The following is a 25,034-nucleotide window of genomic DNA, read 5'->3' as shown; positions in this document are numbered from 1 at the left end:
GCCGAGTTGCTCTCCGGCCGGGAAGCCGACCCGGACCGGCTGGAGCAGGTGGCCGGCGTGTACCTGGAAATCGCCGAGATGGACGGCGCCGACGTGATGTCCGCGCTGGATCCGGCCCCTGCGATCACACCCTCCGCGCCGCATTTCCAGTCCTGGGTCAAGTGCTTCACCGGCACCGGCACGGGTGGATCGGTGGTGCTGTTCCCGCACGCCGGAGGCGCGGCCGCGGCCTACCGCACGCTTGCCAAAGCCGTGTCCGCCAACGGCGTCGACGCCTATGTGGTGCAGTACCCACAGCGTGCCGACCGGCGCAGCCATCCACCGGCGGAAAGCATCGAGGCGCTGGCGCTGGAACTGTTCGCGGCGGGAGACTGGGCGGCGACCGCGCCGCTGACCCTCTTCGGCCATTGCATGGGTGCGGTGGTGGCCTTCGAGTTCGCCCGCGTCGCCGAAACCAACGGCGTGCCGGTTCGCACCTTGTGGGCATCCTCGGGCCAAGCGCCCTGCACCGTTGCCGGGTCCGGACCGCTGCCGAGTTCCGATGCCGACGTGCTGGCCGACATGGTGGACCTCGGCGGCACCGATCCCCTGCTGCTCGAAGATGAAGAATTCGCCGAACTGTTGATCAGAGCGGTCAAAGCCGATTACCGGGCGCTGGGATGCTATTCCTGTGCGCCCGAGGTACGCATCGGTGCCGACATCCACGCACTCGGTGGCCACCGCGACCACCGGATCAGCCGAAACATGCTGGCCGGCTGGGAAACACACACGTCGGGCCGGTTCACCCTGTCGCAGTTCGACGGCGGTCACTTCTACCTCAACGACCACCTCGACGCGGTGGCCCGATTGGTGAGCGCCCGTGCCCGATAGCGATCCGATTGTCATTGTCGGCCTGGCAGTCGAGGCCCCCGGCGGCTGTGAAAGCCCCGACGACTTCTGGTCGCTACTGGCCGAGCAGCGCGAGGGGCTCGGACCGTTTCCGACTGACCGGGGCTGGGCCCTGGCCGAGTTGTTCGACGGATCGCGGCGCGAGGGCTTCAAGCCCGTGCACAACCTCGGCGGGTTCCTTTCCGGCGCAACGACCTTCGATCCGGAGTTCTTCCGCATCTCACCCCGCGAGGCGACCGCCATGGATCCGCAGCAGCGAGTCGCCCTGCGCGTGGCGTGGCGAGCCGTGGAGAACAGCGGGATCAATCCCGACGACCTGGCCGGCCATGAGGTGGGCTGCTATGTGGGCGCTTCGGCGCTCGAATACGGCCCCCCTATGTCCGAATTCTCCCAGCACAGCGGGCATCTCATCACCGGCACGTCGCTGGGCGTCATCTCGGGCCGGATCAGTTACACCCTGGACCTGGCCGGGCCGGCCCTGACCATCGACACCTCGTGCTCGTCGGCGCTGGCCGCGTTTCACACGGCAGTCCAGGCCATCCGGGCCGGGGACTGCGACCTGGCGCTCACCGGCGGGGTCTGCGTGATGGGGACTCCGGGCTATTTCGTCGAATTCGCCAAGCAGCACGCGTTGTCCGACGACGGCCACTGCCGCCCCTACAGCGCGCACGCCAGCGGGACGGTCTGGGCCGAGGGGGCCGCCATGTTCCTGCTGCAGCGCAGGTCGCGGGCCCGCGCCGACGGTCGTCACATCCTCGCCGAAGTCCGGGCCAGTTGCCTGAACGCCGATGGCCGTAGCAACGGCTTGACGGCACCGAGCGGTGACGCCCAGCAGCGGCTGTTCCAGCGGACCATCGGCCGGGCCGGGGTCCAGGTCGCCGAGGTCGGCATGATCGAGGGACACGGCACCGGCACCCGCCTGGGTGACCGTACCGAACTGCGGGCGCTGGTGGCCGGCTACGGCGGGGCGCCGGCCGCGCGAGTGCCGCTGTTGGGTTCGGTGAAGTCCAACATCGGGCATGCCCAGGCCGCGGCGGGCGCGCTGGGCCTGGTGAAGGTCATCACGGCCGCCGAGCACGGCGCGATACCCCCGACGTTGCACGTCGACGAGCCGAGCCGGGAAATCGATTGGGAGAGTGCGGGTCTGCGGCTGGCCGACAAACTGACGCCATGGCCGGCGGTCGACGGGCGGCGCACGGCGGCAGTGTCCGCGTTCGGGATGAGCGGAACCAACACCCACGTCATCGTCTCGATGCCGGACGCCGGGTGCGGGGGGCCCTGATGGGTGCCAGACGACTCCCGGACGGGCGGGTGGCGGTGGTGCTGAGCGCACACGCCGAGGAACTCATCGGGGCCGATGCCAGGGCCATCGCCGACTATATCGATCGATTTCCCGCCACCACCGTCGGCCAGGTGGCGCGGCAGCTGGTCCGGACCCGGCGGGTGCGGCGGTACCGCGCCGTGGTGCGAGCCGCGAACCGATCCGAGCTCGTCGGTGCGTTGCGCGCGCTTGCCGCCGGCCGGGACCATCGGCTGGTAGCCCGCTCAGCGCTGGCCGGCCCACCGCGGCAGGCCTTCGTCTTCCCCGGCCAGGGCGGGCAGTGGCCGGGCATGGGAGCGGCCGCCTACGGTGCGGTGCCGGCCTACCGGGCGGCGGTCGACGGTTGCGCCGCGGAATTTCAGGCTGCCGGCAGCCCGTCGCCACTGCGCTACCTGATCTCCACGGGTCTGGCCGAAGGGTCGTTCTCGGAGATCGAGATCGAAGGTGCTCAATTCGCCCACGCCGTGGGGCTGGCCGCGATCTGGCGGAGCTGCGGTGTGCTTCCCGACCTCACCGTCGGGCACAGTCTCGGCGAGGTCGCGGCCGCCCACGTCGCGGGTTGCATCACCCTGCCAGATGCCGTGGCCGTGGTGGCCGCCCGTGCCGGCGTGGTGGACCGGCTGCCGGGCCGTTACGCGGTGGCGGCGCTGGCAATCACCGAGCCGGCCGCACGCGAACTGATCGAGCACCGCGACGGATGGCTGGAGCTGTCCGTGGTCAACGCCGCCTCGGCCGTGGCGGTGTCCGGTGACCGCGACGCGGTGCTGGCCATCGTCGACGAGGTCCGGGCCGACGGCCGGTTCGCCCGCGAGATCACGGTGGGGTTTCCGGTGCACACCAGCGTGCTCGAGCCGCTGCGCGACGGGTTGATGGCCCGGCTGCCAAACTCGTCGTTCACCGACGCCGCAGTGCAATTCATCGGCGGTACCACCGGGGACGTGGTGCCGGCCGGCACCCCTTTCGCGGATTACTGGTATGCGAACTTGCGGCACACGGTCCGCTTCGACCGCGCCATGGGGTCGGCAATCCGTTGCGGCGCAAGCTCGTTCATCGAACTGTCCGGAACCCCTGTGCTGTTGTTCGCGATGGGGCAGAACCTGGAGGCCGCTGCCGGCCTGCCGGACGGTCCGGCCGTGCTGGTGGGTTCCGCGCGCAAGGGTGAACCGCCGCTCGATGCGCTGTCGGCGAGTATCGTCACCGCCGCGGCGGCTGACCCGGGGTATGCGTGGAGCGAGTTGGTCGACGAATCCGGCGACGACAGCGCGTTGCGCGGCTTCCCGAACGCGCCGATGAGGGCGGTGCCGATGTGGGCGCATCCCGAGCCGCTGCCCGCATGGCCCGGGTCCGCCGAGGGGTTGACTGTCGCGGGGGAGCGTTGGCAGCGGGTAACACCGGTCCGGCCAGCCGGACGGCGGCGTGTCGGCGTGGTCGATCTCGGCCCGGACGGCGTTCTCGACCGCCCGCTGCGCGCGGCCATTGACCTGCACCCGGCGACCGAGCTGAGCGCGCCGGGCGAGGCGGACCTGGTGGTGGTGATCGCACCGCGGATCGACGGCCGCACCGCCGAGCTTGCCGCCGCTGTGCTCGCCGATCGAGTCGGGGCCGGAATGCTCGACTATCCGGCCGCGCCCGGTGCGCAGTGCCGGACGGTTTGCCTGCTGACCGTCGCTGCCGAGCAGGTCGATTCGGGAGATCCGGTGCCCGCCGCCGGTCATGCCGCATTAGCGGCGATGCATCGCAGCATCGGATTCGAGTATCCCGACCGCACTTTCACGCATCTGGACCTGCCGTCGTGGCAGCTCGAGCCGGCGGCGGCCGCCACGGCGCTCGAGGCAGCCCTGGCCGGTGCCCGCGAGGCGGCCTTGCGTATCGCCTCCGCCGGCCACTCCTGCTGGGAGCGCACCTTCGGTGACATACCGGTGGCCCAGCCGTGGCCGCTGGACAGCGCTGCGCTCGACGAAGTCGTCATCACCGGCGGCGCCGGTGCCCTCGGCATGCACTACGCCAGGTATCTGGCCGAGCGGGGCGCGCGGCGCATTGTGCTGCTGAGCCGTCGTGGGGCCGATGCGTCCGCTGTCGCCGCGCTGTCGTCCCGGCCTGACATCGAGGTGCAGGCACCGCGTTGCGACATCACCGACCCGCATCAATTGCGCCGCGTTGCAGACCAATACGGCGGTCCGGGTGCCTCATTGCTGATCCACGCAGCCGGCGGCGCCACCTTCGGCGGGGCCGCCGCCATGACGCGTGACGCCGTGGCCGATACCTGCGCCGCCAAGATCGTCGGCCTGGCCCGGATGACCGAACTGTGGCCGATCCGCCCCGGCGCCCGGATGCTGTTGTGCTCCTCGGTGTCTGGTGTACTCGGCGGACGCGAACACGTCGCCTATTCGGCCGCCAACCGACTGCTCGACGTGATGGCCGCGCAGTTGCGCGCCGACGGCAGGCAGTGCGTGGCGGTGAAATACGGACTGTGGCAGGCTGATTCAGCTGAAGGCGGCGGCCGGGGCATCGTGGACGCGGCCGGGCGGGCGCAGATCGAGCGCTCCGGTCTGCGGCCGATGCCTCCGCGGCCGGCGATCGAGGCCGGCCTGCGCGAATACCCGGTCGACCCGATGGTCTTCGCCGCCGATGCCGCCCGGTTCCAACTTTTTCTTGGTGGCCCGGCGCCGCGCCACGCGGACCCGATCGAGGTGCAGGACGGGCCGGTCACCGTGGTCGATGCGGTACGTGACCAACTGGCTGCGGTGCTCGGCATCGAGCCCCCCACCGCCCTCAACCTGGCGGACTCGCTGTTCGACCTCGGGGTGGACTCCATGTTGGCGGTGGATCTGCGCAAGCGGCTCAAGCGGGTGATCGGCCGGACGGTGCCGCTGAGTCTGCTGCTCGACGAAATCAGCGGCGACGACATCGTCGCGAAACTCGAAGGTGCCGGCGAGCACTGCGCCACGGGACAGAAAGTAGACATCGCGCGTGACTGATACCCAAACCGGGCTCGACGAGGCTCGACTGCAGCTGCTGCGCCGGAGGCTGGCTGACCGCGGGTTGTCGGCCCCCCTCGCAGCACCCGCCCCGTCCGCCGCGAAGGCACTTACCGACGGCCAGGCGCGAATGTGGTTCGTGCAGATGGCCGATCCCACCGGGACCTTACTCAATGTCTGTGTGTCCTACCGCATCACCGGCGACATCGACCTCGTCCGGCTACAGGAGGCCCTCGACGCCGTCGCGCGCCGCCATCCGGTCCTGCGCACCACGTACGCCGTCGACGACAACGGCGTCCCCGAGGCGACGACACACCCTGAATTACGCCCGGCCTGGACCCGGCACGATCTCGCCGACCTGTCCCAACATGCCCAGCGGCTGCGAATGGAAGTGCTTGCCCAGCGGGAATTCTCGTCACCTTTCGACCTGTCGAGCGACGCTCCACTGCGGATGACCGTGGTGCGCACGGCCGCCGACGAGCACGTGCTGCTGCTGGTGGTCCACCACATCGCCTGGGACGACGGCTGCTGGCGGGTCTTCTTCACCGACCTCACCCGCGCATACTGCGGTGCCGACCTCGGACCAGAGTTGCGTCCCACTGTCCTTTCCACGCCGGACACCACCGCGGCCGATCTCGACTACTGGCGCTCCGTCATGGCCGACCCGCCGGAACCGCTGGAACTGCCCGGACCCGCCGGAACGAGTGTGCCGACCAACTGGCGGGCGGCCCGGGCCACGGTGCGGCTGCCCGACGACATCGCCGGTCGGGTGACCGCGATAGCCAAGGCCACCGGCTGTACGCCCTACATGGTGCTGTTGGCTGCGTTCGGTGCGCTGATGCACCGCTACACGCACAGCGACGACTTCCTGGTTGCCGCACCGGTACTCAACCGCGGCGCCGGAACCGAAGAGACCATCGGCTATTTCGGCAACACCGTGGCGATGCGGATCCGTCCGCAACCCGCGATGACCTTCCGCGATCTGCTCGCGGAGACGCGCGAAGCCGCGGCCGGAGCCTTCGCCCACCAACGCATCAATCTCGATCACGTGGTGCGGGAATTGAATCCGGATCGCCGCCACGGCGCCGAGCGGATGACCCGGGTAAGCTTCGGCTTCCGCGAACCCGACGGCGGTGGCTTCAACCCGCCGGGCACCGAATGCCGGCGCCACGAACTGCGCAGCAACGTCACACAGTTGCCGCTGGGCATGATGGTGGAATTCGACCGGACCGGTGTCCTGGTCGAGGCCGAGTACCTGCTGGAGATCCTCGAGCCGGCTTTGGCGCAGCAGTTGCTCGAGCACTTCGGCGTCTTGCTCGACGACGCGCTGGCCACTCCGGACAAACCGTTGTCGCGACTGGCGCTGACGAGTGCACGCCAAGCCCGGTGGTTGCAGGATGTGACCTGGGGCGACAAGTTCGAGACTCCGCCGCGGACCCTGGTGGATCTGGTGTCCGAACAGACCCGGCGCAATCCTGACGCGACAGCGATCGTCTACGAGGGCAGGCGATGCAGTTACCGGGAACTCAACGAAGCATCAAATCAGCTGGCGCACTGGCTGGTTGCGCAGGGCATCGGCAGCGAAGACCGGGTCGCGGTGTTGCTGGACAAGTCGCCGGAACTGGTCGTCACCGCATTGGGACTGATCAAGTCCGGTGCCGTCTACGTTCCGGTGGATCCCAGCTACCCGCAGGACCGGCTGGACTTCATTCTGGGCGATTGTGACGCGAAACTGGTGCTGCGCGAAGCGGTGCCGGAGCTGGCCGGCTACTCAACCGAGGATCTCGGCGACGCTGACCGCATCCGACCGCTGCAGCCCGAGAACAACGCCTATCTGATCTACACCTCCGGAACAACCGGGCTGCCCAAGGGTGTCGCGGTGCCCCACCGCCCGGTCGCGGAGTACTTCGTCTGGTTCTCCGGCGAATACCAAGTCGACAGCACCGACCGGCTGCTGCAGGTCGCTTCGCCCAGCTTCGATGTGTCGATCGCCGAAATCTTCGGCACGCTGGCATGCGGGGCGACGATGGTGATCCCGCGACCCGGCGGGCTGTCCGACATCGGCTACCTCACCGCGTTGCTGCGCGACGAGGGCATCACGGCCATGCACTTCGTGCCCTCCCTGCTGGGACTGTTCCTGTCGCTGCCGGGCGTCAACGAGTGGCGGACGTTGCAGCGGGTGCCGATCGGCGGAGAGCCGCTGCCCGGCGAAGTGGCCGACCGATTCCACGCCACCTTCGACGCCCTGCTGCACAATTTCTACGGCCCGACCGAAACCGTGATCAACGCCAGCCGGTTCAAGGTGGAGGGCCCGCAGGGCACCCGGATCGTGCCCATCGGCCGGCCCAAGATCAATACCGCCATGTACCTGCTGGACGACTCGCTGCAGCCGGTGCCCGTCGGCGTGATCGGCGAGATCTATATCGGGGGAACCCATGTGGCGTACGGATATCACCGCCGCGCCGCACTGACCGCGCAACGTTTCGTCGCCGACCCCTTCAACCCCGGGGCGCGCATGTACCGATCGGGAGATCTGGCCCGTCGCAATACGCACGGCGACATCGAGTTCGTCGGCCGCGCCGACGAGCAGGTCAAAATTCGTGGGTTCCGAATCGAACTCGGCGACGTGGCGGCCGCCATTTCCGTGGATCCCACGGTGGGGCAGGCCGTCGTGGTGGTCAGTGAGCTGCCCCGCCTGGGCAAGAGCCTGGTCGGCTACGTCACGCCCGCCCACGGCGACGACGGACCGGGTGAGGTTGACCTGGACCGGATCCGGGCCCGGGTGGCCGCGGCGTTGCCCGAGTATATGGTGCCCGCGGCTTACGTTGTGCTGGAGGAGATTCCGATCACGGCGCACGGCAAGATCGACCGCGCCGCGTTGCCCGACCCCGAGGTCGGCACCGGCACCGAGTTCCGGGCCTGTGCGACCCCCACCGAGCGGCGCGTCGCGGCACTGTTCGAAGAGCTGCTCGGCCGGGACCGGGTGGGCGCCGATGACTCCTTCTTCGAGCTCGGCGGACACTCGCTGCTGGCCACCAAACTCGTCGCGGCGCTGCGCAATACGTTTTCGGTGGATGTCCGGGTGCGGGAGATATTCGAATTCGCCACCGTCGCCCGGCTGGCGGCGCACCTGGAAACGCTGAACCCGGACTCGGCGCGGCCCCGGCTGACACCGACGGATCGCCAGCGCCCGGTGCGGCTGTCGTCGTCTCAGATGCGGACCTGGTTCAGCTACCGAGTCGACGGGCCGAACGCCTACAACAACATTCCCTTCGCCGCCGCGCTGCGCGGCCCCGTTCACGCCGACGCGCTGGCGGCGGCGATCACCGATGTGGTGGCCCGACACGAGATCCTGCGGACCACCTACCGCGAAATCGACGGGGTACCGCACCAGATCATCCACCCGCCTGCGCACCTACCGGTGCGGCGCGACCACGGACCCGACCAGATTTGGCTGCAGACACAGCTCGACGACGAGCGGGGCCAGGTCATCGATCTGGAAACCGACTGGCCGGTCCGGGCCGCTTTGCTGAGTACACCGGACCAGACGGTCTTGTCGCTGGTGCTGCACCACATCGCCGGCGACCACTGGTCGGCCGGCGTGCTGTTCAACGACGTGTTGACCGCATACCGGGCCCGAAGTGCCGGCCGAGAGCCGTCCTGGGCGCCGTTGCCCGTCCAGTACGCCGACTACGGCATCTGGCAGGCAAGGCTGTTGGAGGACAGCGCGGGAATCGTTGAGCCGCAACGTGATTACTGGATCGGTCAGCTCCGGGGGTTACCCACCGAAACCGGCCTGCGCCCGGACTTCCGGCGGCCCCCCGTGCTCAGCGGCGCCGGGGACGCCGTGGAGTTCTGCATCAGCGCGGCGACCCGCGACAAGCTGACCGCGCTGAACCGCGAATCGGGTGTCACCGAGTTCATGCTGCTGCAGGCCGTCGTTGCGGTGGCGCTGCACAAAGCCGCCGGCAGCGTCGACATCCCGATCGGCACACCGATCTCCGGACGCAACGAGTCCGATCTGGATCAGCTCATCGGGTTCTTCATCAACATCCTGGTGCTGCGCAACGACCTGAGCGGAAACCCCAGCCTGCGTTCGGTGCTGAAACGGACCAGGGACATGGCGCTGGCCGCCTACGAGCATCAGGACCTGCCGTTCGACCAGGTGGTGGATGCCGTCCGCCCGGTCCGCTCGCTGTCGCGCAATCCGCTGTTCGACGTCGTGGTGCACGTGCGCGACCAGCTGCCCGACGGTCAGGTCATCGAGACCGGACCGGACGGTGACACCACCTTCACCGCGCTGGAGCCGACCTTCGACGCCGCGCACGCCGACATCTCGGTCAATTTCTTCGCCTGCGCCGACGGATATCGCGGCCACGTCATCTACCGCACCGAGCTGTACCGGCGCAGCACCGGCCAGCGGTTCGCCGACTGGCTCGTCCGCATCGCCGAGGCGTTCGCCGAGCATCCAGACCAGCCGCTGCGGGATGTCGAGATTGCGAATCCGCAAGAAACGCAACGTATTCTGGACCGCTGCAAGGCGGGCGTCGACACCGCGCGGGTTTACCTACTCGATGCGTCGCTCAAGCCGGTGCCGCCCGGCGTGGTGGGTGACGTCTATTGCGGAGGCGGCATCGCGGCATGCGGCAGGCTGACGCCGCCGTCGTCGACCGCGGCCCGGTTCGTCGCCGACCCCTTCGCCTCCCAGCCCGGCTCGCGCCTCTACCGCACCGGTGATCGCGGCGTGTGGGACGCCGACGGCCTGCTGGAAATCCTGCCGGCAGCGTCCGTCGCTGCGCCGGACAAGCCGGTGCCGGCAACCGTGCCGGCGGAACCACCGCGAACGGCCACCGAATGCCTGCTGGCGGACATTCTCGGTGACGTGCTCGACGACGCCGGCGAGGTCGGGCGCCACGACGACTTCTTCATCCTCGGCGGGGACAGCATCCTGGCGGTTCGGGTTGCCGCACAGGCCCGGGATGCCGGCCTGCCGCTGACGCCGCGGATGATCTTCGAGCATCCGGTGCTGCACGAACTCGCGACCGCGCTGGATGCCCGGGCGCAGAGCCAAGCCGGTGCCAACGACGCGCACCACGCGCCGATGAGCACCTCCGGGTTGTCCGCCGACGAACTCGCCGAGCTGACCACAACCTGGGACCAGCAGCCGTGACTCGAGCCGACGCACGCCCCGCCGTCGAGGATGTGATGGCGCTCAGCCCGCTGCAGCGCGGACTGTTCTCCATGACCACGCTGCTCGACGGGGAACCCGATGCGGCTGACCCGTATGTCATTGCGATGGCCGCCGAGATCACCGGTTCGCTGGACGTCGCCTTGTTGCGGGACTGTGCGGCGGCGATGCTGCAGCGGCATCCCAACCTGCGGGTGAGCTTCGTCCATGGCAACCTCAGCCGGCCGGTGCAGGTGGTCCCCACCACCGTGGAGGTGCCCTGGACGGTGGTCCAAGCGCACGCCGACGAGGTGGCGGCGCTGGAAGCCCGCGAGCGCCGGTGCCGATTCGACCTCGGCCGCGGCCCGCTGTTGCGGTTCCTGCTCATCGAACTGCCGGACCGCCGTTGGCGTCTGGTCATCGTCGCGCACCACATCGTGATCGACGGCTGGTCGTTGCCGCTGTTCGTGTCCGAAATGCTAGCCCTGTACCGGGCCGGCGGCGACACCGCCGCGTTGCCGCCGCCGCCGCGGCCCTACCGCGACTACATCGGCTGGCTGGCCGGTCGCGACGAGACCGCCAGTCGCGCGGTGTGGGCCCGCCACCTGAAGAACCTGGACGGCCCGACCCTGCTGTCCCCGGCGCTCACCAGGAACCCGCCGCTGAACGGAATTCCGCGACGTACCGAGTTGCGTCTGGACCGGCCGTCCACCGGCGCGTTGACCGACACCGCGCGCGCCCGCGGCGTCACGCTCAACTCGCTGGTGCAGATGGCCTGGGCTCTGACGCTTTCCGCGTTCACCGATCGAGGCGACGTGACGTTCGGCGTGACGGTCGCCGGCCGGCCGAGCGAGTTGTCGGGCGTGGAAACGATGGTCGGTTTGTTCGTCAACACGGTGCCGCTGCGGGTGCGGCTGGATCCGCGCGCACCGGTCGGGTCGCAATGTCTTGCCCTGCAACGGGAGTTCGCGGCACTTCAGGACCACAGTCACCTGGGGCATGCCGAGCTGCGCGCCATCGCCGGCGTCGGCGAGATGTTCGACACCTTGTTGGTCTACGAGAACTTCCCGCCCGGTGAGGTGGTGGGCAACAACGAGTTTCAAGCCGGCGGGGCGACGTTCCGGCCGGTCGCGCTGGAAAGCCTCGCCCACTTCCCGGTGACCGTCGCCGCACATATCGGCGCCGGCGAGCTGACCATCCTGGTGGAGGTGCTGGACGGGGCGCTGGGCAGCACGGCGCCGGAGGATCTCGGCAGACGCGTGCTGGCGGTGGTGCAGCGCCTGATCGACCGGTGGGACGGGCCGCTGCGCGATGTCGACGTCCTGCTCGACCGCGAGCGCATCGCCGCCGGTGTGGCAGCGCACCCCGGATGGCGAGCGGACGTGCACAGCAGATTCACCGAAGTCGTTGCTCGACAACCGCATTCGGTGGCACTGAGCTGGGCCGACGGTCAGTTGACCTACCGGGAGCTGGACGGCCGGGCCGATCGACTGGCCGCCGCGTTGCGCCGCGCCGGGGTGTGCGCCGAAACCCCGGTGGCGATCACGCTGCCGCGCGGGCCGGACTATGTGACCGCGCTGCTGGGCGTCCTCAAGTCCGGCGGCATGATCGTGCCGCTCGACCCGGCGACGCCCGGCGAGCGGATCGCCGAGATCCTGCGGCAAACGGGCGCTTCCCCCATCCTCGATCAGGACCTGTTCGACGCCGCCGTGGCCACCGACGTGCCCGCCGATCACCGGCAGTTCGCCGCTGCGCCCGAGCAAGCGGTATACGCGGTATTCACCTCCGGCACCACCGGGACTCCGAAAGGCGTCATCGGCACCCACCGGGCACTTTCGGCATATGCCGACGACCACATCGAGCGCGTCCTGCGACCGGCCGCCGCACGGCTCGGGCGGCGCATGCGGGTGGCGCACGCCTGGTCCTTCACGTTCGACGCGGCCTGGCAGCCGCTGGCGGCGCTGCTCGACGGTCACTCGGTGCACATCGTCGACGACGACCGCCGGCGTGACGCCGACGCGCTGGTGGAGGTGATCGACCGGTTCGATCTGGACCTGATTGACACCACGCCATCGATGTTCACCCAGCTGCACAGTGCGGGACTGCTCGATCGGGTGCCGCTGGCGGTGCTCGCGCTCGGCGGTGAAGCCCTTGGCGCCACCGCGTGGCACCAGATTCAGCAGGAATGCGCACGCACCGGCATGACCGCCTTCAACTGCTACGGGCCGACCGAGACCACGGTCGAGGCGGTGGTCGCCGCCATCGCCGAGCATGCCGAACCGGTCATCGGGCGCCCGACCCGAACCACGCGTGCCTATGTGCTGGACTCGTGGCTGCGGCCGGTGCCGGACGGGGTCGCCGGCGAGTTGTATCTGGCGGGTGAGCAGCTGACCCGCGGCTACCTCGGCCGCGCGGCCGAGACCGCGGCACGATTCGTCGCGGAGCCGACCGGGCGCGGCAACCGGATGTACCGCACCGGAGATGTGGTGCGCCGCTTGCCCGATGGCGGACTGCAGTTTCTCGGCCGCAGCGACGACCAGGTGAAGATCCGGGGATTCCGCGTCGAGCCCGGCGAAATCGCCGCGGTGCTCAATGGACACCCGGGTGTTCGCGGTTCGCACGTGGTGGCGCGCACCCATGCCACCGGACCACGGTTGATCGCCTACGTGGCCGCCGGACCTGATCCACTGCCGGTAGCCGAGCTGCGTGCCGTGCTCTCGCGGCGGCTGCCGCGCTACCTGGTCCCGCATCACATCGTCGTAGTCGACGCGCTGCCGCTCACCTCGCACGGCAAGATCGACGAAAAAGCTTTGTCAGCAATGGATCTCGCCGATCAATCGGTAAGCCCGCCGGTCACTGCGACCGAACTGGCACTGGTCGAGGCGTTCCGGTCCGTGCTCGACATCGCCGAAGTCGATGTCGCGGCGAGCTTTTTGCAGATCGGCGTGGACAGCATCGTCGCCCTGTCGGTGGTGCAGGCCGCTCGGCGCCGCGGCATCGCGCTGCGCGCCCGGCTGATGGTGGAGTGCGAGACCATCCGTGAGCTGGCGGCGGCCGTCGACGCCCAGGCCGCGGGGCAGACGTCCGGCGGGCAGGCCACCGGGCCGATCCCGGTGCTGCCCAACGTCCACTGGCTCTATGAATACGGCGACCCGCGCCGGCTGGCGCAGACCGAAGTCATCAGGCTGCCGGACTCGGTGACCCGAGAGCGGCTGGACGCCCTGCTGGACCGCGTCGTAGACGCACACGAGGTGCTGCGTTGCCGGTTCGACCGGGCCGCGATGGCCATGGTGGCCCAACCGAGGCAACGCATACTGAGCGAGGTGCGGGCCGGCGGGGAACTGGTCGACGAAGTCGCCGAACAGACCCGCAGGGCGCTGGCGAAGATGGATCCGCAGGCCGGCCGCGTACTGTCCGCGGCGTGGCTGCGCGAACCGTGCGGGCCCGGCGTGCTGGTCCTGACGGCGCATGTGCTGGCGATGGACCCGGCATCGTGGCGGATCGTGCTGAGCGAACTCGACGCGGGCCTGCACACGCTGGCCGCCGGACGCATGATCGCTCCCTACCGCGAGCACACCACGTACCGGCAGTGGTCGCAGTTGCTGGCCGCGCGGGCCGGGTCGCTGCAGAGCGCTGACTTCTGGCTCGGCGAACTCGACGGTCCGGATCCGCCGCTGGGCGCTCGGCGGGTGCGTCCGCATGCCGACCGGGCCGGCGACCTCGCACTGAGCCTTGCGGTCTGCGATACGGATCTGACCGCGCGGCTGCTGTCCCTGGCCCGACCGATGCCTGAGCTGCTGGCCACCGCCGCCGCGCGGACCGTGACCGCTTGGCGGCGCCGACGCGGCCAGGCGACGCCTGCACCGCTGCTGGCCCTCGAGACGCACGGCCGCGCGGACGCCGACGTCGACGACACCGCCGCCCACGACGTCGACACCAGTGACACCGTGGGGCTGCTCAGTGCGATCTTCCCGCTGCGCATCCACTCCGGCGGAGCGGCTGACCTGGCCCGAATACCCGGCAGCGGTATCGATTACGGACTGCTGCGGTATCTGCGGTCCGACACCGCCGAACGACTACGCGCATTTCCCGAACCGCAACTGCTGCTGAACTATCTGGGCAGCCTTCAGGTCGGGGTCGGTGACCTGTCGGTAGACCGCAACCTGCTCGCCGGGCTGGGGCAATTGCCCGAACCGGAACAGGCGGTACGCCACGAACTGACGGTGGTGGCCGCGCTGTTGGGACCGACTGATGCATCCGTGCTCGCCACCCAGTGGCGTGCGCTGCCCGACGTCCTCACCGGGGACGACATCGCCGTGCTGCAATCGCTGTGGCAGGAAGCACTATTGGAGATTGCGCCATGAATTCGACGCTTGCCGTGCTAGGTGCCGGAGCCAAGGCGGTCGCGGTGGCCGCGAAGGCCTCGGTGCTCCGCGACATGGGTGTGGACGTCCCCGAGATCGTCGCCGTCGAACGCATCGGCGTCGCCGCGAACTGGCAGGCCAGCGGGGGCTGGACGGACGGTGCCCACCGGCTGGGCACCTCTCCGGAGAAGGACGTCGGCTTTCCCTACCGTTCAGCGCTGGTGCCGCGCCGCAACGCCGAACTCGACGAGCGGATGACCCGATACAGCTGGACCTCTTATCTGATCTCCACCGGCTCATTCGCCGAGTGGGTGGACCGCGGCAGGCCCGCCCCCACGCACCGGCGCTGGAGCCAGTATCTGAACTGGGTCGCTCAACACGTCGAACTCAACGTGGTGCACGGCGAGGTCGAAAAGCTCGCCCTGGCCGGTGACCGTTGGGAATTGCGTACCCACGAGACCAGCGTGCAGGCCGACGCCTTGATGATCACCGGGCCCGGCCAAGCCGAAAAGTCTCTACTGCCGGGCAATCCCCGCGTGCTGTCCATCGCACAGTTCTGGGACCGCGCCGCCGCCCATGACCGCATCAACGCCGAGCGGGTCGCGGTGATCGGCGGTGGCGAGACGGCCGCTTCGATGCTCAACGAGCTGTTCCGGCACCGGGTTTCGACTATCACCGTCATCTCCCCACAGGTGACCCTGTTCACCCGCGGGGAAGGCTTCTTCGAGAACTCGCTGTTCTCTGACCCCACCGACTGGACCGCGCTGACGATCAGCGAACGCCGCGACGCGATGGCCCGTACCGATCGCGGGGTGTTCTCGGCGAACGTGCAGGAAGCGCTGCTCGCCGACGACCGCATCCACCACCTGCGCGGCCGGGTCGCCCACGCCGTGGGCCGGCAGAACCAGATCAGGCTGACCCTCAGCACCAACCGGGGCAGCGAAAACTTCGAGACGGTCCACGGTTTCGATCTCGTGATCGACGGCTCCGGCGCCGACCCGCTCTGGTTCACCTCGCTGTTCAGCCAGGACGCGCTCGACCTGCTCGAGCTCGGATTGGGCGGACCGCTGACCGCAGACCGCCTGCAGGAGGCGATCGGCTATCACCTGCAGGTCAGCGACGTCACGCCCACGCTGTTTCTGCCCACGCTGTCCGGACTCACTCAGGGCCCGGGGTTTCCCAACTTGAGCTGTCTCGGATTGCTGTCGGACCGCGTGCTGGGCGCCAGTGTCCCTGCAATGCACCACTTGAAATCCAGCGCACCCTTGATGAGGAGAAGTGATGAGCACCAACCCCTTTGACGACGACACCGGGAGCTTCCTGGTGCTCGTCAATGACGAGTGGCAGCACAGCCTGTGGCCGGCGTTCGCCGAGATCCCGGCCGGCTGGCGGACGGTCTACGGCGCCGCGGGTCGCGCGGACTGCCTGGAGTACGTGGACCGGAACTGGACCGACATCCGGCCGAAGAGCCTGCGCGATGCCCTGGCGGGGAAGTGATCGTGGACCTGTCGACACCCGGCGCGGTGAGCGCCGCTCTGCAGGAGATCCTCCGCGACGATCTGCGGGTGGACGTGCGCGAGGTGACCAGGGAGTCGCGGCTGATCGACGACGTCGGGTTGGATTCGGTGGCGTTCGCGGTGGGCATGGTGGCGATCGAAGACAAGCTGGGTGTGGTGCTCTCCGATGAGGACCTGCTCAGCTGTGACACCGTGGGCGACCTGGAGGCCGCCATCTTCGCCAAGGCCTCGGTGCTCGGATGAGCCCGTTAGCCGCCGCCCTGTCCCGGTCGATGAGTTCATCGGCTCACGACCTCGTGGTCCTTGACCAGGACGGCGCCACCTGGCACCACCACCCGTGGCCGGAGGTCCAGTCCCGGGCGGAGCTCATCGCGACGCAGATCCTGGCCGTGGACAGCCCCGGGGCGGTCGGCCTGGTCGGTGAGCCGACCGTCGAGTTGGTTGCGGCGATCCAGGGCACCTGGCTCGCCGGGCAGAGTGTGGCCATCCTGCCGGGGCCGGTGCGCGGCGCGGACCCGAAGCAGTGGGCACAGTCCACGCTGACCCGGTTCATCGGACTCGGCGTCACCACCGTGTTCAGCCACGGGTCGGTGCTGGAGCTGCTGCAGAGCACCGACCCGCCGATGGGCGTGCACGACGTCACCGCGGCCGCGCGAGGCCGGCGGTCGAGCACCCTGCCGCCCGCAGCGGCGGCCCCGGACACGCCCGCGGTGCTGCAAGGCACCGCGGGGTCGACCGGAAACCCGCGCACGGCAATGCTTTCCCCGTCCGCGGTGCTCAGCAATGTGACCGGGCTGCTGGAACACGTGCGCCTGGATCCGTCAACCGACGGCGGCTGCTCGTGGCTGCCGCTGTACCACGACATGGGGTTGATGTTTCTGCTCAGCGGCATGGTGTCCGGTGCCCCGGTGTGGCTGGCCCCCACCGCTGCCTTCGCCAGTTCCCCGTTCCGGTGGCTGACGTGGCTCAACGACAGCGCGGCCACCTTGACCGCGGCACCGAACTTCGCGTACTCGGTGATCGGCAAGTACGCTCGCCGCGTCCCCGACGTCGACCTCGGCCGGGTGCGGGTCGCCATCAACGGCGGCGAGCCCGTCGACTGTGTCGCACTGGAGCGGTTCACCACGGCGCTGAGCAGGTTCGGTTTCGATGCCCGGGCCGCCACCCCGTCCTATGGGCTTGCCGAAGCCAGCTGCGCGGTCACCGCGCCGCATCCCGGTACCGGCCTGCTGTACGACGAAATCGCTTCCGGCAGCGATGGTTCGGCCGGGCCGCCGCGCCGGCACGCCATCCTCGGCGAGCCGATCCCAGGGATGCAAGTCCGGATCAGCCCGGTGTCAGGCGCCGGACCCCGGGCGCCGGGACGCGACATCGGCGAGGTCGAGATCCGCGGCGCCTCGATGATGTCGGGATACCTCGGCGAAACACCGCTCGAACCGGAAAGCTGGTTCAGGACCGGCGATCTGGGCTACTTCGCGGACGGCGGACTGGTGGTCTGTGGTCGTGCCAAGGAGGTGATCTCGGTCGCCGGACGCAACATCTTCCCGAGCGAGGTGGAGCGGATCGCCGCGGAAGTGCGCGGAGTTCGCGAAGGAGCGGTGGTGGCGATCGAGGCCGACGACTCAGCCCGTCCCGGCCTGATCATCGCGGCCGAGTTCCGCGGACCCGACGAATCCGGCGCCCGCAGTGAGCTGGTGGCCCGGATCGCGTCCCAGTGCGGCGTGGTGCCGTCGAATGTCGTGTTGCTGGCCCCGGGCTCGCTGCCGCGTACCTCCTCTGGCAAACTGCGCCGGCTGGAGGTGAAGCGAAGCCTCAGCGGCCGATAACTCCAACGCGCTAGCCGACTTCCGGAATGTCCCCGGGTGTCCTGAGCAAGGCGTACAGCGCTACCTGCCGGTGATTCATGGGGTGCTCGCCGAGAAAGACGCAGCCGGTGAACTCGCAGAGCCTGCGGGCCGCCGTGTTGTCCTGGTCCGGCTCGAAAATGATTCGCCGGCAACGGTCTTCGAGTTCGAAGACGCTGGCCGCAATGCGCGGAAACAAGATCGGGCCCAGGCCGCGGTTGACGATCCGCTCGTCGGCGATGGCGGCGTGCAGACCGATGTCGTAGGGGTCGGCCCGGTACAGCGTGCCTACGGAGTCCTTTGCCGCACGGTACAACTCGATATAACCCAGATCCTCGCCGTGCCGGCTGCCGATGAACGGACGGGAATAGCTTCCGTCGAGCTGGGCGCGCAAATAGCGGTGCCAGCGCGGCACCGGCCAGTCGTACTCCCACGCCTGCGCCAGATGCGGCCGGTTCATCCACTCGGCGATCATCTCCGCGTCCGCGTCGGCATCGGCGAGACGAAAAGCGTACGGCGCGGACATCATCGGCGTGGGCGGCGGTGGGACGGCGCGCACCTCATCCGGGATATCGGTGAGCTCACGTGGAAGCACCGGTTTGGCATCAGTCATTTCGAGGTGCGAGCCTACCGAAGGCGCATCTGGGCATGTCGGCGGCGTGTCGAGCGCTCCCGATCGGGAATTTCATGGCTGACGCATAGCCGGCGCACAGGTTCGAGCGGCGTGTCCGGGTAGCGTGAGGTAACGAAACTGGCCGGAAATTCGAAGAAACCGTAAAGGCGCAACGCTCAGCAATGAGACGTCAGGCGTCCGTCGAAGGGGAGAGAACTCATGAAGTCCATCGTTATCGGTGCTGCGGCCGTGGCCGCGATCGGCGCCGCAGCCGCCGGTGTGACGGCGATCACCGGCCCGGTCGGCTACCAGGTGCAGCCCGTCGTTTTCGGTGCACCGCTGCCGCAGGACCCGGCGCCGGCACCGGCCGCCGTTCCTACCGCCGCCCAGTTGACCGGCATCCTCACCAGCCTGGCCGATCCCAACGTGCCGTTCGCCAGCAAGAGCGACCTGGTCGAGGGCGGCATCGGCGGAACCGAGGCGCACATCGCCGATCACCAGCTGAAGAAGGCCGCCAAGAACGGCGACCTGCCGTTGTCGTTCACCGTGGCCAACATCCAGTCGGCGGCGGGCAACTCGGCCACCGCCGACGTGTCGGTCTCCGGTCCCAAGCTGTCGCCCCCGGTCACTCAGAGCGTCACGTTCGTCAACCAGGGCAGCTGGGTGCTCTCGCGCAGCTCGGCGATGGAGTTGTTGCAGGCCGCCTCCCGCTGACGCGGGCCACACCTGTTTCCGCCGATCGCTAGTTCGGCGTCGCCATGTCCATGTCGTAGACCCGGGCATGCAACACGATCCGGTTTCGCAGCGCCGCACGCACCGCGCGGTGCAGGCCGTCCTCGAGGTAGATGATGCCGCGCCACTTCACGGCGTGCGGGAAAAGGTCGCCATAGAAGGTGGAGTCCTCCGACAGCAGACGGTCCAGGGCCAGCACCGTCGTGGTGGTGACCAACTCGTCGAGGCGGATCTGCTGAGGTGGGATCTGCGACCAGTCCCGGTAGGACAGGCCGTGCTCCGGATATGGTTTGCCCTCGCGAACGCCCTTGAAAATCATCGATAATCGCTTTCGGCTGAGTTTCGTCTCGACGTGCCGCTCGACCAGACCACCTGGAAAGGCTAGCCGCCGGGGCGGACCGATGGGGCGATAAGTAGCCGATCGCGCAGGTTGGCAGGTCAGATCCCGGCGAGACCGTAAAATGGACCCGGTCGTTACGTGCAGAGGGGGTGTAGCCAATGGGTAGCGCTGACGAGCGTCGCTTTCAGGTGTTGCATGCCATCGTCGCCGATTTCGTCGCCACCCAGGAACCGATCGGTTCCAAGTCTCTGGTGGAGCGACACAACCTGGGCGTATCCAGCGCGACCATCCGCAACGACATGGCGGTCCTGGAGGCTGAGGGCTACATCACCCAGCCGCACACCAGCTCCGGAAGGGTGCCCACCGAGAAGGGATACCGCGAGTTCGTCGATCGCCTCGACGACGTCAAGCCGCTCTCGTCGGCGGAGCGGCGTGCGATTCAGACCTTCCTGGAATCCGGTGTCGACCTCGACGATGTGCTGCGTCGCGCGGTGCGGCTGTTGGCGCAGCTCACCCGCCAGGTGGCCGTTGTGCAATACCCGACGCTGTCGACCTCGACTGTCCGTCACCTGGAAGTGATCGCGCTCACGCCGGCCCGGCTCTTGATGGTGGTCATCACCGACTCCGGCCGGGTGGATCAGCGCATCGTCGAACTCGGCGACGTCATCGAAGACCATCAGCTATCCCAGCTGCGCGAGATGCTCGGTCAGGCGCTGGTGGGTAAGCGGCTCTCGGCTGCCTCGATCGCGGTGGCCGATCTCGCCGGGCGGCTGCACGGCGGGGACGGTCTGGGAGATGCCGTCGGGCGTTCTGCGACCGTACTGCTCGAATCGCTGGTGGAACACACCGAGGAACGCCTGCTGTTGGGCGGCACCGCCAATTTGACGCGCAATGCCGCTGATTTCGGCGGCTCGCTGCGCTCCATTCTGGAAGCGCTGGAGGAGCAGGTGGTAGTGCTGCGCCTGTTGGCGGCGCAGCAGGAAGCCGGCAAGGTCACCGTGCGCATCGGCCATGAGACGGAGGCCGAGCAGATGGTCGCCACCTCGATGGTGTCCACCGCCTACGGCACCAATGACACGGTCTACGGCGGGATGGGTGTGTTGGGTCCCACCCGCATGGACTATCCGGGAACTATGGCCAGTGTTGCCGCGGTTGCTATGTATATCGGCGAAGTTCTGGGTGCTCGATGATCGCGCACCCGCTACAGAATTTTTGGATGGCCGCCTGACCGGCGGCCATAAACAGCCTAGAAAGGCGAATCGTGGCACGCGATTACTACGGGCTACTCGGCGTCAACAAGGGCGCCAACGACGCGGAGATCAAACGCGCCTACCGCAAGCTGGCGCGCGAACTGCATCCCGACGTCAATCCCGACGAGGAAGCGCAGGCGCGGTTCAAGGAGATCAGCGTCGCCTATGAGGTGCTCAGCGATCCGGAGAAGCGCCGCATCGTCGACCTGGGCGGCGACCCGCTGGAGAACGCCGCTGCCGCCGGGGGCGGGTTCGGCGGCTTCGGCGGTCTGGGCGACGTCTTCGAGGCCTTCTTCGGTGGTGGCTTCAGCGGGGGCGCTGGTTCTCGCGGTCCGATCGGCCGGGTGCGGCCGGGTTCGGACTCGTTGCTGCGGATGCGCTTGGACCTCGAGGAGTGCGCGACCGGGGTGACCAAGCAGGTCACCGTGGATACCGCCGTGTTATGTGACCGGTGCCAGGGCAAGGGCACCAACGGAGATTCGGCGCCCGTTCCCTGTGACACCTGCGCCGGCCGCGGCGAGGTGCAGACCGTCCAGCGTTCGCTGCTCGGCCAGATGCTTACCTCGCGACCCTGCCCGACCTGCCGGGGCGTGGGCGTGGTGATCCCCGACCCGTGTTACCAGTGCGTGGGCGACGGCCGGGTGCGCGCCCGCCGGGACATCACCGTCAAGATCCCGGCCGGCGTCGCCGAGGGCATGCGGGTCCGGCTCGCCGCACAGGGCGAAGTGGGCCCGGGCGGCGGACCGGCCGGCGACCTGTACGTGGAGGTTCACGAGCAGGCCCACGACATCTTCGCCCGGGAGGGCGACGACCTGCACTGCACGGTGTCCGTGCCGATGGTCGACGCCGCGCTCGGTGTCAGCGTCAGCCTGGACGCCATCCTCGACGGAACCAGCGAGATCATCATCCCTCCCGGTACGCAGCCCGGTGCGGTGATCACATTGCGCGGACGGGGAATGCCGCAGCTGCGCTCCAGTACTCGCGGCGACCTGCACGTCCACGTCGACGTAGTGGTTCCCACCCGGCTGGACCACCACGACACCGAACTGCTCCGGGAGCTCAAGAACCGCCGCAGCCGGGACGTCGCCGAGGTGCGATCGTCACACGCCAACAACGGCGGGCTGTTCAGCCGCCTGCGTGAGACCTTCACCGGCCGCTGACCCGGCCGGGGCGCACACATGGTGGCCACGCTGTTCTACGTCGACGCGCTGCCGGATGCCGGCGCGCTGGCCGTCGTGGCCGGCGACGAAGGCTTTCATGCCGCCACCGTGCGCAGGATCCGGCCGGGCGAAGAGCTGGTGCTCGGCGACGGCGCCGGCGGGCTGGCCCGCTGCCTGGTAGAACACGCCGGGCGCGACGGCCTGGGCGCGCGCGTGCAACGGCGCTGGACCGTTGCCGGTGGCAGCCCCCCGGTGACCGTGGTGCAGGCGCTGCCCAAGTCCGAGCGGTCCGAACTCGCCGTCGAGTTGGCCACCGAGGCCGGTGCCGACGCCTTCGTGGCGTGGCAGGCGTCGCGCTGTGTGGCCGTCTGGGAAGGCGCGCGCGTCGACAAGGGCCTGCGCCGCTGGCGAGCGGTGGCGCGCTCGGCGGCGCGGCAATCGCGCCGGGCACACATCCCGTCGGTCGACGGAGTGCTGTCCACCACCGAGCTGACCTTCCGGATACGCGCCGAGGTCGCCGCCGGCGGCGCGGTGCTGGCGCTGCACGAATCGGCGACCGACCGCATCGCGGAAGTGTCTGCGCTGCAAGCTAAGTCGTTGACGCTCGTGGTAGGACCCGAGGGTGGCATCGCCCCGGAGGAGATCGATGCGCTGGTCGCCGCGGGCGCGGTCCCGGTCCGGCTGGGGCCCACCGTACTGCGCACCTCGACTGCGGCTGCGGTGGCTCTGGGCGCACTCGGCGTATTGACGTCGCGGTGGGACGCACCGCCGCTGGACGGATGAAAGGAACCTACCCGGACATGACTAGCCCTGCACACGATCTGAGCGCGGTCTTCGATGAGCACGTCGCCAGCGAGTTCGTCACCCGGGACCTGCAGGCGACCATGGCGACGATGACGGCCGACCCGTTCGTCAACCATGTCCCGACCATGATGGGTGGCGTGGGCGCCGGCGCGGTGGCCGACTTCTACCGCAGGTACTTCATCGGGTACTGGCCCGACGACACCACGATCACCCCGGTCTCCCGCACTGTCGGTGCCGATCGGGTGGTCGACGAGATGGTCATGTCGTTCACGCATGACATCGCGATGCCGACCTTTCTCCCCGGCGTGCCGCCCACCGGTCGTCCGGTTCTGCTTCCGTTGGTGGTGGTGATGGGCTTCGACGGAAATCGGGTGGCATACGAACGCATCTACTGGGATCAGGCCTCGCTGCTGGTGCAGGTGGGAATGCTGGACGAAACACTGCTTCCGGTCACCGGAGCCGCCCAAGCGCACAAGGTGCTCAACAAGGATCTGCCGTCAAACACGCTGCTAACCCGCTGACACCCGGGCCCGCAGTTCGTCGACACCGTTGCCGCTGAGTTGATCCAGCGCCCACGGGCGCCCGGCAAGCACCGACGCCAAGTGCGCGGCTGTGCCGCTGACGGTCCGCGCAGCCCGGCCGTGGATCCAGTCGATATCGGTGGCGCGCAGCCGCAGGCCGCGCGCCCTGGCGGCCGCCGGCACGAACGGGTTCGGCACTCGCACTTGCGTATCGAGGACCGCGATCAGCACGGCAGGCTCCACTGCGGGCGGCCGGTCCAGCGCGAGAACGATGTCGAGTTCATGGATTACGTGATCGCCCAGCAACAATCGCCGCGGAAACACCCGGGCCACCCCGCGAGGCCGCCGGCTGAGCGCCGCGTAATCCTCGATGAGCTCGGCGGGACTGCGCCGCTGCGCCAGCCCGAGGGCCAGCGCAGCGTTCACCCGGTCGAAAGAACCGTGTTGCCGGGCCATCCCGAAGGCGATTTCCCGCAGTGATGCCCGGTATCCCACTACCAGGTGGGCCAGCACTTCGTGATTGCTCCACTGCGAACACAGGCTGCGCTGAGACCACTCCGCGTCCGACAAGCTGCGGGCGACGGTGATGAACCGGATGTCGTTGTCGATCAACAAGTCACGCGGCACGGAGATGCTCTCGCAAGAAGGCGGTCTGGTCGGCGAGCAGAGCGTCCCGCAGCGGGGGATGGTAGATCTGGAAATGGTCGCCGTCGTAGTGGCGCACGATGGCATGCGGTGCGCGCCGGGCCACGTCCTCGGCATGATGCGGATCAATCAGCGTCTCGCGTCGCGATATGCACACCAGTAGTGGCGCCGAAATGTGTTGCGCCACAAGCTTTGCGCTGGTGACACCGATCGCTACGACGTTGCACGCGGCGATGCGGTTGTCGAACGAGCCGCCGGGATCGATCGTCGAGTACCAGCCGCCTTCGGCGCCGGCCACGGTGACCGCGGACCGGCTGCCCGGCGGTCCGACGATCGGAACGTACCGGCGTGGGTGTCCCAGCGCGCTCGAGACGCTGTCGGCCACGATCGCCGGCCCGATCCGCAGCGCCGCCGTCACCCCGAGCCGCCGCAGCGTCGCCGGGCCGTCGACGATCGGGCACTGCACCACCACCGCGGCGATGTCGGGCCGGCCGGCGGCCACCCGCAGGACGTGCATCGCTCCCAGGCTGGTGCCCCACAGTGCCACGCGATCCGCGTCGATGCCGGGCAGGGTGCGGACGTACTCGATCGCCGCGCCGATGTCCTGGCGATGGCGGCGCAGGCTGAGCCGTTGCCGCGGTGTCCCGTCGGATGCTCCCAGGTGCCGGTAATCGAAAGCCAGCGTGGCCAGCCCGGCGGCGGCGAAGTGCCGCTCATAGCCGGATAGCGACATGGTGTGGTTGGCGCCCAAACCGTGGGCGAGGACAACCGCCGGATGCGGACCCGCGCCGGGTGGCCGGGTGACCCAGGCGGCACAGCGCGTGCCGTGGGAGAAGAACTCGGTGCGAGATGTCATCAATCCTCCAATACGTACAATGTACGTGTTGTAC

The 25,034-nt window shown here is 68.9% G+C and carries 18 protein-coding genes; 14 read left to right on the top strand and 4 right to left on the bottom strand.

Features of this window, described 5'->3' with window-relative positions:
• Window positions 1–123 precede the first annotated feature (123 nt).
• The 9 genes from AC5Y7D_RS20585 to mbtM are packed head-to-tail and all read left to right on the top strand — an operon-like array spanning window position 124 to window position 18,061.
• A complete protein-coding gene (locus AC5Y7D_RS20585) occupies window positions 124–870 on the top strand; it encodes a thioesterase II family protein (RefSeq protein WP_499927309.1) in 747 nt (248 codons plus the stop codon).
• On the top strand, window positions 860–2,170 hold the full coding sequence (locus tag AC5Y7D_RS20580; protein ID WP_499927198.1) for a beta-ketoacyl [acyl carrier protein] synthase domain-containing protein: 1,311 nt from the start codon (window positions 860–862) through the stop codon (window positions 2,168–2,170). Before AC5Y7D_RS20585 ends, AC5Y7D_RS20580 begins: the two co-directional genes overlap by 11 nt.
• The gene (gene mbtD / locus AC5Y7D_RS20575) at window positions 2,170–5,187 is read left to right on the top strand and encodes a mycobactin polyketide synthase MbtD (RefSeq protein WP_499927196.1); all 3,018 of its coding nucleotides are present in this window, start codon (window positions 2,170–2,172) and stop codon (window positions 5,185–5,187) included. Before AC5Y7D_RS20580 ends, mbtD begins: the two co-directional genes overlap by 1 nt.
• Window positions 5,180–10,357, top strand: coding sequence for an amino acid adenylation domain-containing protein (locus tag AC5Y7D_RS20570; RefSeq protein WP_499927194.1), 5,178 nt, complete (start codon window positions 5,180–5,182; stop codon window positions 10,355–10,357). The genes mbtD and AC5Y7D_RS20570 overlap by 8 nt, the downstream gene beginning before the upstream one ends.
• Window positions 10,354–14,718, top strand: a complete 4,365-nt coding sequence (locus AC5Y7D_RS20565; protein ID WP_499927192.1) for an amino acid adenylation domain-containing protein — start codon at window positions 10,354–10,356, stop codon at window positions 14,716–14,718. The genes AC5Y7D_RS20570 and AC5Y7D_RS20565 overlap by 4 nt, the downstream gene beginning before the upstream one ends.
• Window positions 14,715–16,019: an NADPH-dependent L-lysine N(6)-monooxygenase MbtG gene (mbtG, locus tag AC5Y7D_RS20560; RefSeq protein ID WP_499927190.1), complete on the top strand. Its 1,305-nt coding sequence runs from the start codon at window positions 14,715–14,717 to the stop codon at window positions 16,017–16,019. The genes AC5Y7D_RS20565 and mbtG overlap by 4 nt, the downstream gene beginning before the upstream one ends.
• Window positions 16,000–16,215 carry an MbtH family protein gene (locus tag AC5Y7D_RS20555; RefSeq protein ID WP_499927188.1) on the top strand — a complete coding sequence of 72 codons (216 nt, stop codon included), beginning with the start codon at window positions 16,000–16,002 and terminating at the stop codon, window positions 16,213–16,215. Before mbtG ends, AC5Y7D_RS20555 begins: the two co-directional genes overlap by 20 nt.
• 2 nt (window positions 16,216–16,217) lie before the next feature.
• Entirely contained in the window at window positions 16,218–16,478 is a 261-nt protein-coding gene (gene mbtL / locus AC5Y7D_RS20550; protein ID WP_499927186.1) for a mycobactin biosynthesis acyl carrier protein MbtL, read from the top strand.
• Window positions 16,475–18,061, top strand: coding sequence for a long-chain-fatty acid--ACP ligase MbtM (gene mbtM, locus AC5Y7D_RS20545; protein WP_499927184.1), 1,587 nt, complete (start codon window positions 16,475–16,477; stop codon window positions 18,059–18,061). The genes mbtL and mbtM overlap by 4 nt, the downstream gene beginning before the upstream one ends.
• Window positions 18,062–18,071: 10 nt before the next feature.
• On the opposite strand, the gene AC5Y7D_RS20540 is transcribed toward mbtM, so the two are convergent.
• Window positions 18,072–18,692: a GNAT family N-acetyltransferase gene (locus AC5Y7D_RS20540; protein ID WP_499927182.1), complete on the bottom strand. Its 621-nt coding sequence runs from the start codon at window positions 18,690–18,692 to the stop codon at window positions 18,072–18,074.
• Between the two features lie 219 nt (window positions 18,693–18,911).
• On the opposite strand from AC5Y7D_RS20540, the gene AC5Y7D_RS20535 reads away from it, so the two are divergent.
• Entirely contained in the window at window positions 18,912–19,406 is a 495-nt protein-coding gene (locus AC5Y7D_RS20535) for an MTB12 family secreted protein (RefSeq protein ID WP_499927181.1), read from the top strand.
• A gap of 28 nt (window positions 19,407–19,434) precedes the next feature.
• Here AC5Y7D_RS20535 and AC5Y7D_RS20530 read toward each other — a convergent pair whose 3' ends face one another.
• Window positions 19,435–19,743 (bottom strand): type II toxin-antitoxin system VapB family antitoxin, encoded by a 309-nt coding sequence (locus AC5Y7D_RS20530; RefSeq protein ID WP_499927180.1) that lies wholly within the window; start codon window positions 19,741–19,743, stop codon window positions 19,435–19,437.
• 179 nt (window positions 19,744–19,922) lie between these two features.
• Here AC5Y7D_RS20530 and hrcA point away from each other — a divergent pair, with 179 nt between their 5' ends.
• From hrcA to AC5Y7D_RS20510, 4 genes are all read left to right on the top strand, one after another.
• Window positions 19,923–20,954 (top strand): heat-inducible transcriptional repressor HrcA, encoded by a 1,032-nt coding sequence (gene hrcA / locus AC5Y7D_RS20525; protein ID WP_499927178.1) that lies wholly within the window; start codon window positions 19,923–19,925, stop codon window positions 20,952–20,954.
• 71 nt (window positions 20,955–21,025) lie between these two features.
• The gene (gene dnaJ / locus AC5Y7D_RS20520; RefSeq protein ID WP_499927176.1) at window positions 21,026–22,174 is read left to right on the top strand and encodes a molecular chaperone DnaJ; all 1,149 of its coding nucleotides are present in this window, start codon (window positions 21,026–21,028) and stop codon (window positions 22,172–22,174) included.
• A gap of 18 nt (window positions 22,175–22,192) precedes the next feature.
• On the top strand, window positions 22,193–22,957 hold the full coding sequence (locus tag AC5Y7D_RS20515) for a 16S rRNA (uracil(1498)-N(3))-methyltransferase (protein WP_499927174.1): 765 nt from the start codon (window positions 22,193–22,195) through the stop codon (window positions 22,955–22,957).
• A 17-nt stretch (window positions 22,958–22,974) separates the two neighbouring features.
• Window positions 22,975–23,499, top strand: coding sequence for a nuclear transport factor 2 family protein (locus tag AC5Y7D_RS20510; protein ID WP_499927172.1), 525 nt, complete (start codon window positions 22,975–22,977; stop codon window positions 23,497–23,499).
• Here AC5Y7D_RS20510 and AC5Y7D_RS20505 read toward each other — a convergent pair.
• Window positions 23,488–24,126, bottom strand: a complete 639-nt coding sequence (locus tag AC5Y7D_RS20505; protein WP_499927171.1) for a maleylpyruvate isomerase family mycothiol-dependent enzyme — start codon at window positions 24,124–24,126, stop codon at window positions 23,488–23,490. The two genes, AC5Y7D_RS20510 and AC5Y7D_RS20505, sit on opposite strands and share 12 nt — an antisense overlap.
• Window positions 24,116–25,000 (bottom strand): alpha/beta hydrolase, encoded by an 885-nt coding sequence (locus AC5Y7D_RS20500; RefSeq protein WP_499927169.1) that lies wholly within the window; start codon window positions 24,998–25,000, stop codon window positions 24,116–24,118. The genes AC5Y7D_RS20505 and AC5Y7D_RS20500 overlap by 11 nt, the downstream gene beginning before the upstream one ends.
• Between the last annotated feature and the right edge of the window lie 34 nt (window positions 25,001–25,034).

The organism is Mycobacterium sp. NGS49, assembly GCF_059812565.1.
Note: the sequence above shows the minus strand (reverse complement) of the source record. Positions and strands in the feature narration are given on the sequence as shown.

Excerpts from the sequence above, each read along its gene's own strand:
- mbtD (WP_499927196.1), top strand. The coding sequence starts at position 2,170 with ATGGGTGCCAGACGACTCCCGGACGGGCGGGTGGCGGTGGTGCTGAGC.
- mbtG (WP_499927190.1), top strand. The coding sequence starts at position 14,715 with ATGAATTCGACGCTTGCCGTGCTAGGTGCCGGAGCCAAGGCGGTCGCG.
- AC5Y7D_RS20555 (WP_499927188.1), top strand. The coding sequence starts at position 16,000 with ATGAGCACCAACCCCTTTGACGACGACACCGGGAGCTTCCTGGTGCTC.
- mbtM (WP_499927184.1), top strand. The coding sequence starts at position 16,475 with ATGAGCCCGTTAGCCGCCGCCCTGTCCCGGTCGATGAGTTCATCGGCT.
- AC5Y7D_RS20540 (WP_499927182.1), bottom strand. The coding sequence starts at position 18,692 with ATGACTGATGCCAAACCGGTGCTTCCACGTGAGCTCACCGATATCCCG.
- AC5Y7D_RS20535 (WP_499927181.1), top strand. The coding sequence starts at position 18,912 with ATGAAGTCCATCGTTATCGGTGCTGCGGCCGTGGCCGCGATCGGCGCC.
- AC5Y7D_RS20530 (WP_499927180.1), bottom strand. The coding sequence starts at position 19,743 with ATGATTTTCAAGGGCGTTCGCGAGGGCAAACCATATCCGGAGCACGGC.
- hrcA (WP_499927178.1), top strand. The coding sequence starts at position 19,923 with ATGGGTAGCGCTGACGAGCGTCGCTTTCAGGTGTTGCATGCCATCGTC.
- AC5Y7D_RS20515 (WP_499927174.1), top strand. The coding sequence starts at position 22,193 with ATGGTGGCCACGCTGTTCTACGTCGACGCGCTGCCGGATGCCGGCGCG.
- AC5Y7D_RS20510 (WP_499927172.1), top strand. The coding sequence starts at position 22,975 with ATGACTAGCCCTGCACACGATCTGAGCGCGGTCTTCGATGAGCACGTC.
- AC5Y7D_RS20500 (WP_499927169.1), bottom strand. The coding sequence starts at position 25,000 with ATGACATCTCGCACCGAGTTCTTCTCCCACGGCACGCGCTGTGCCGCC.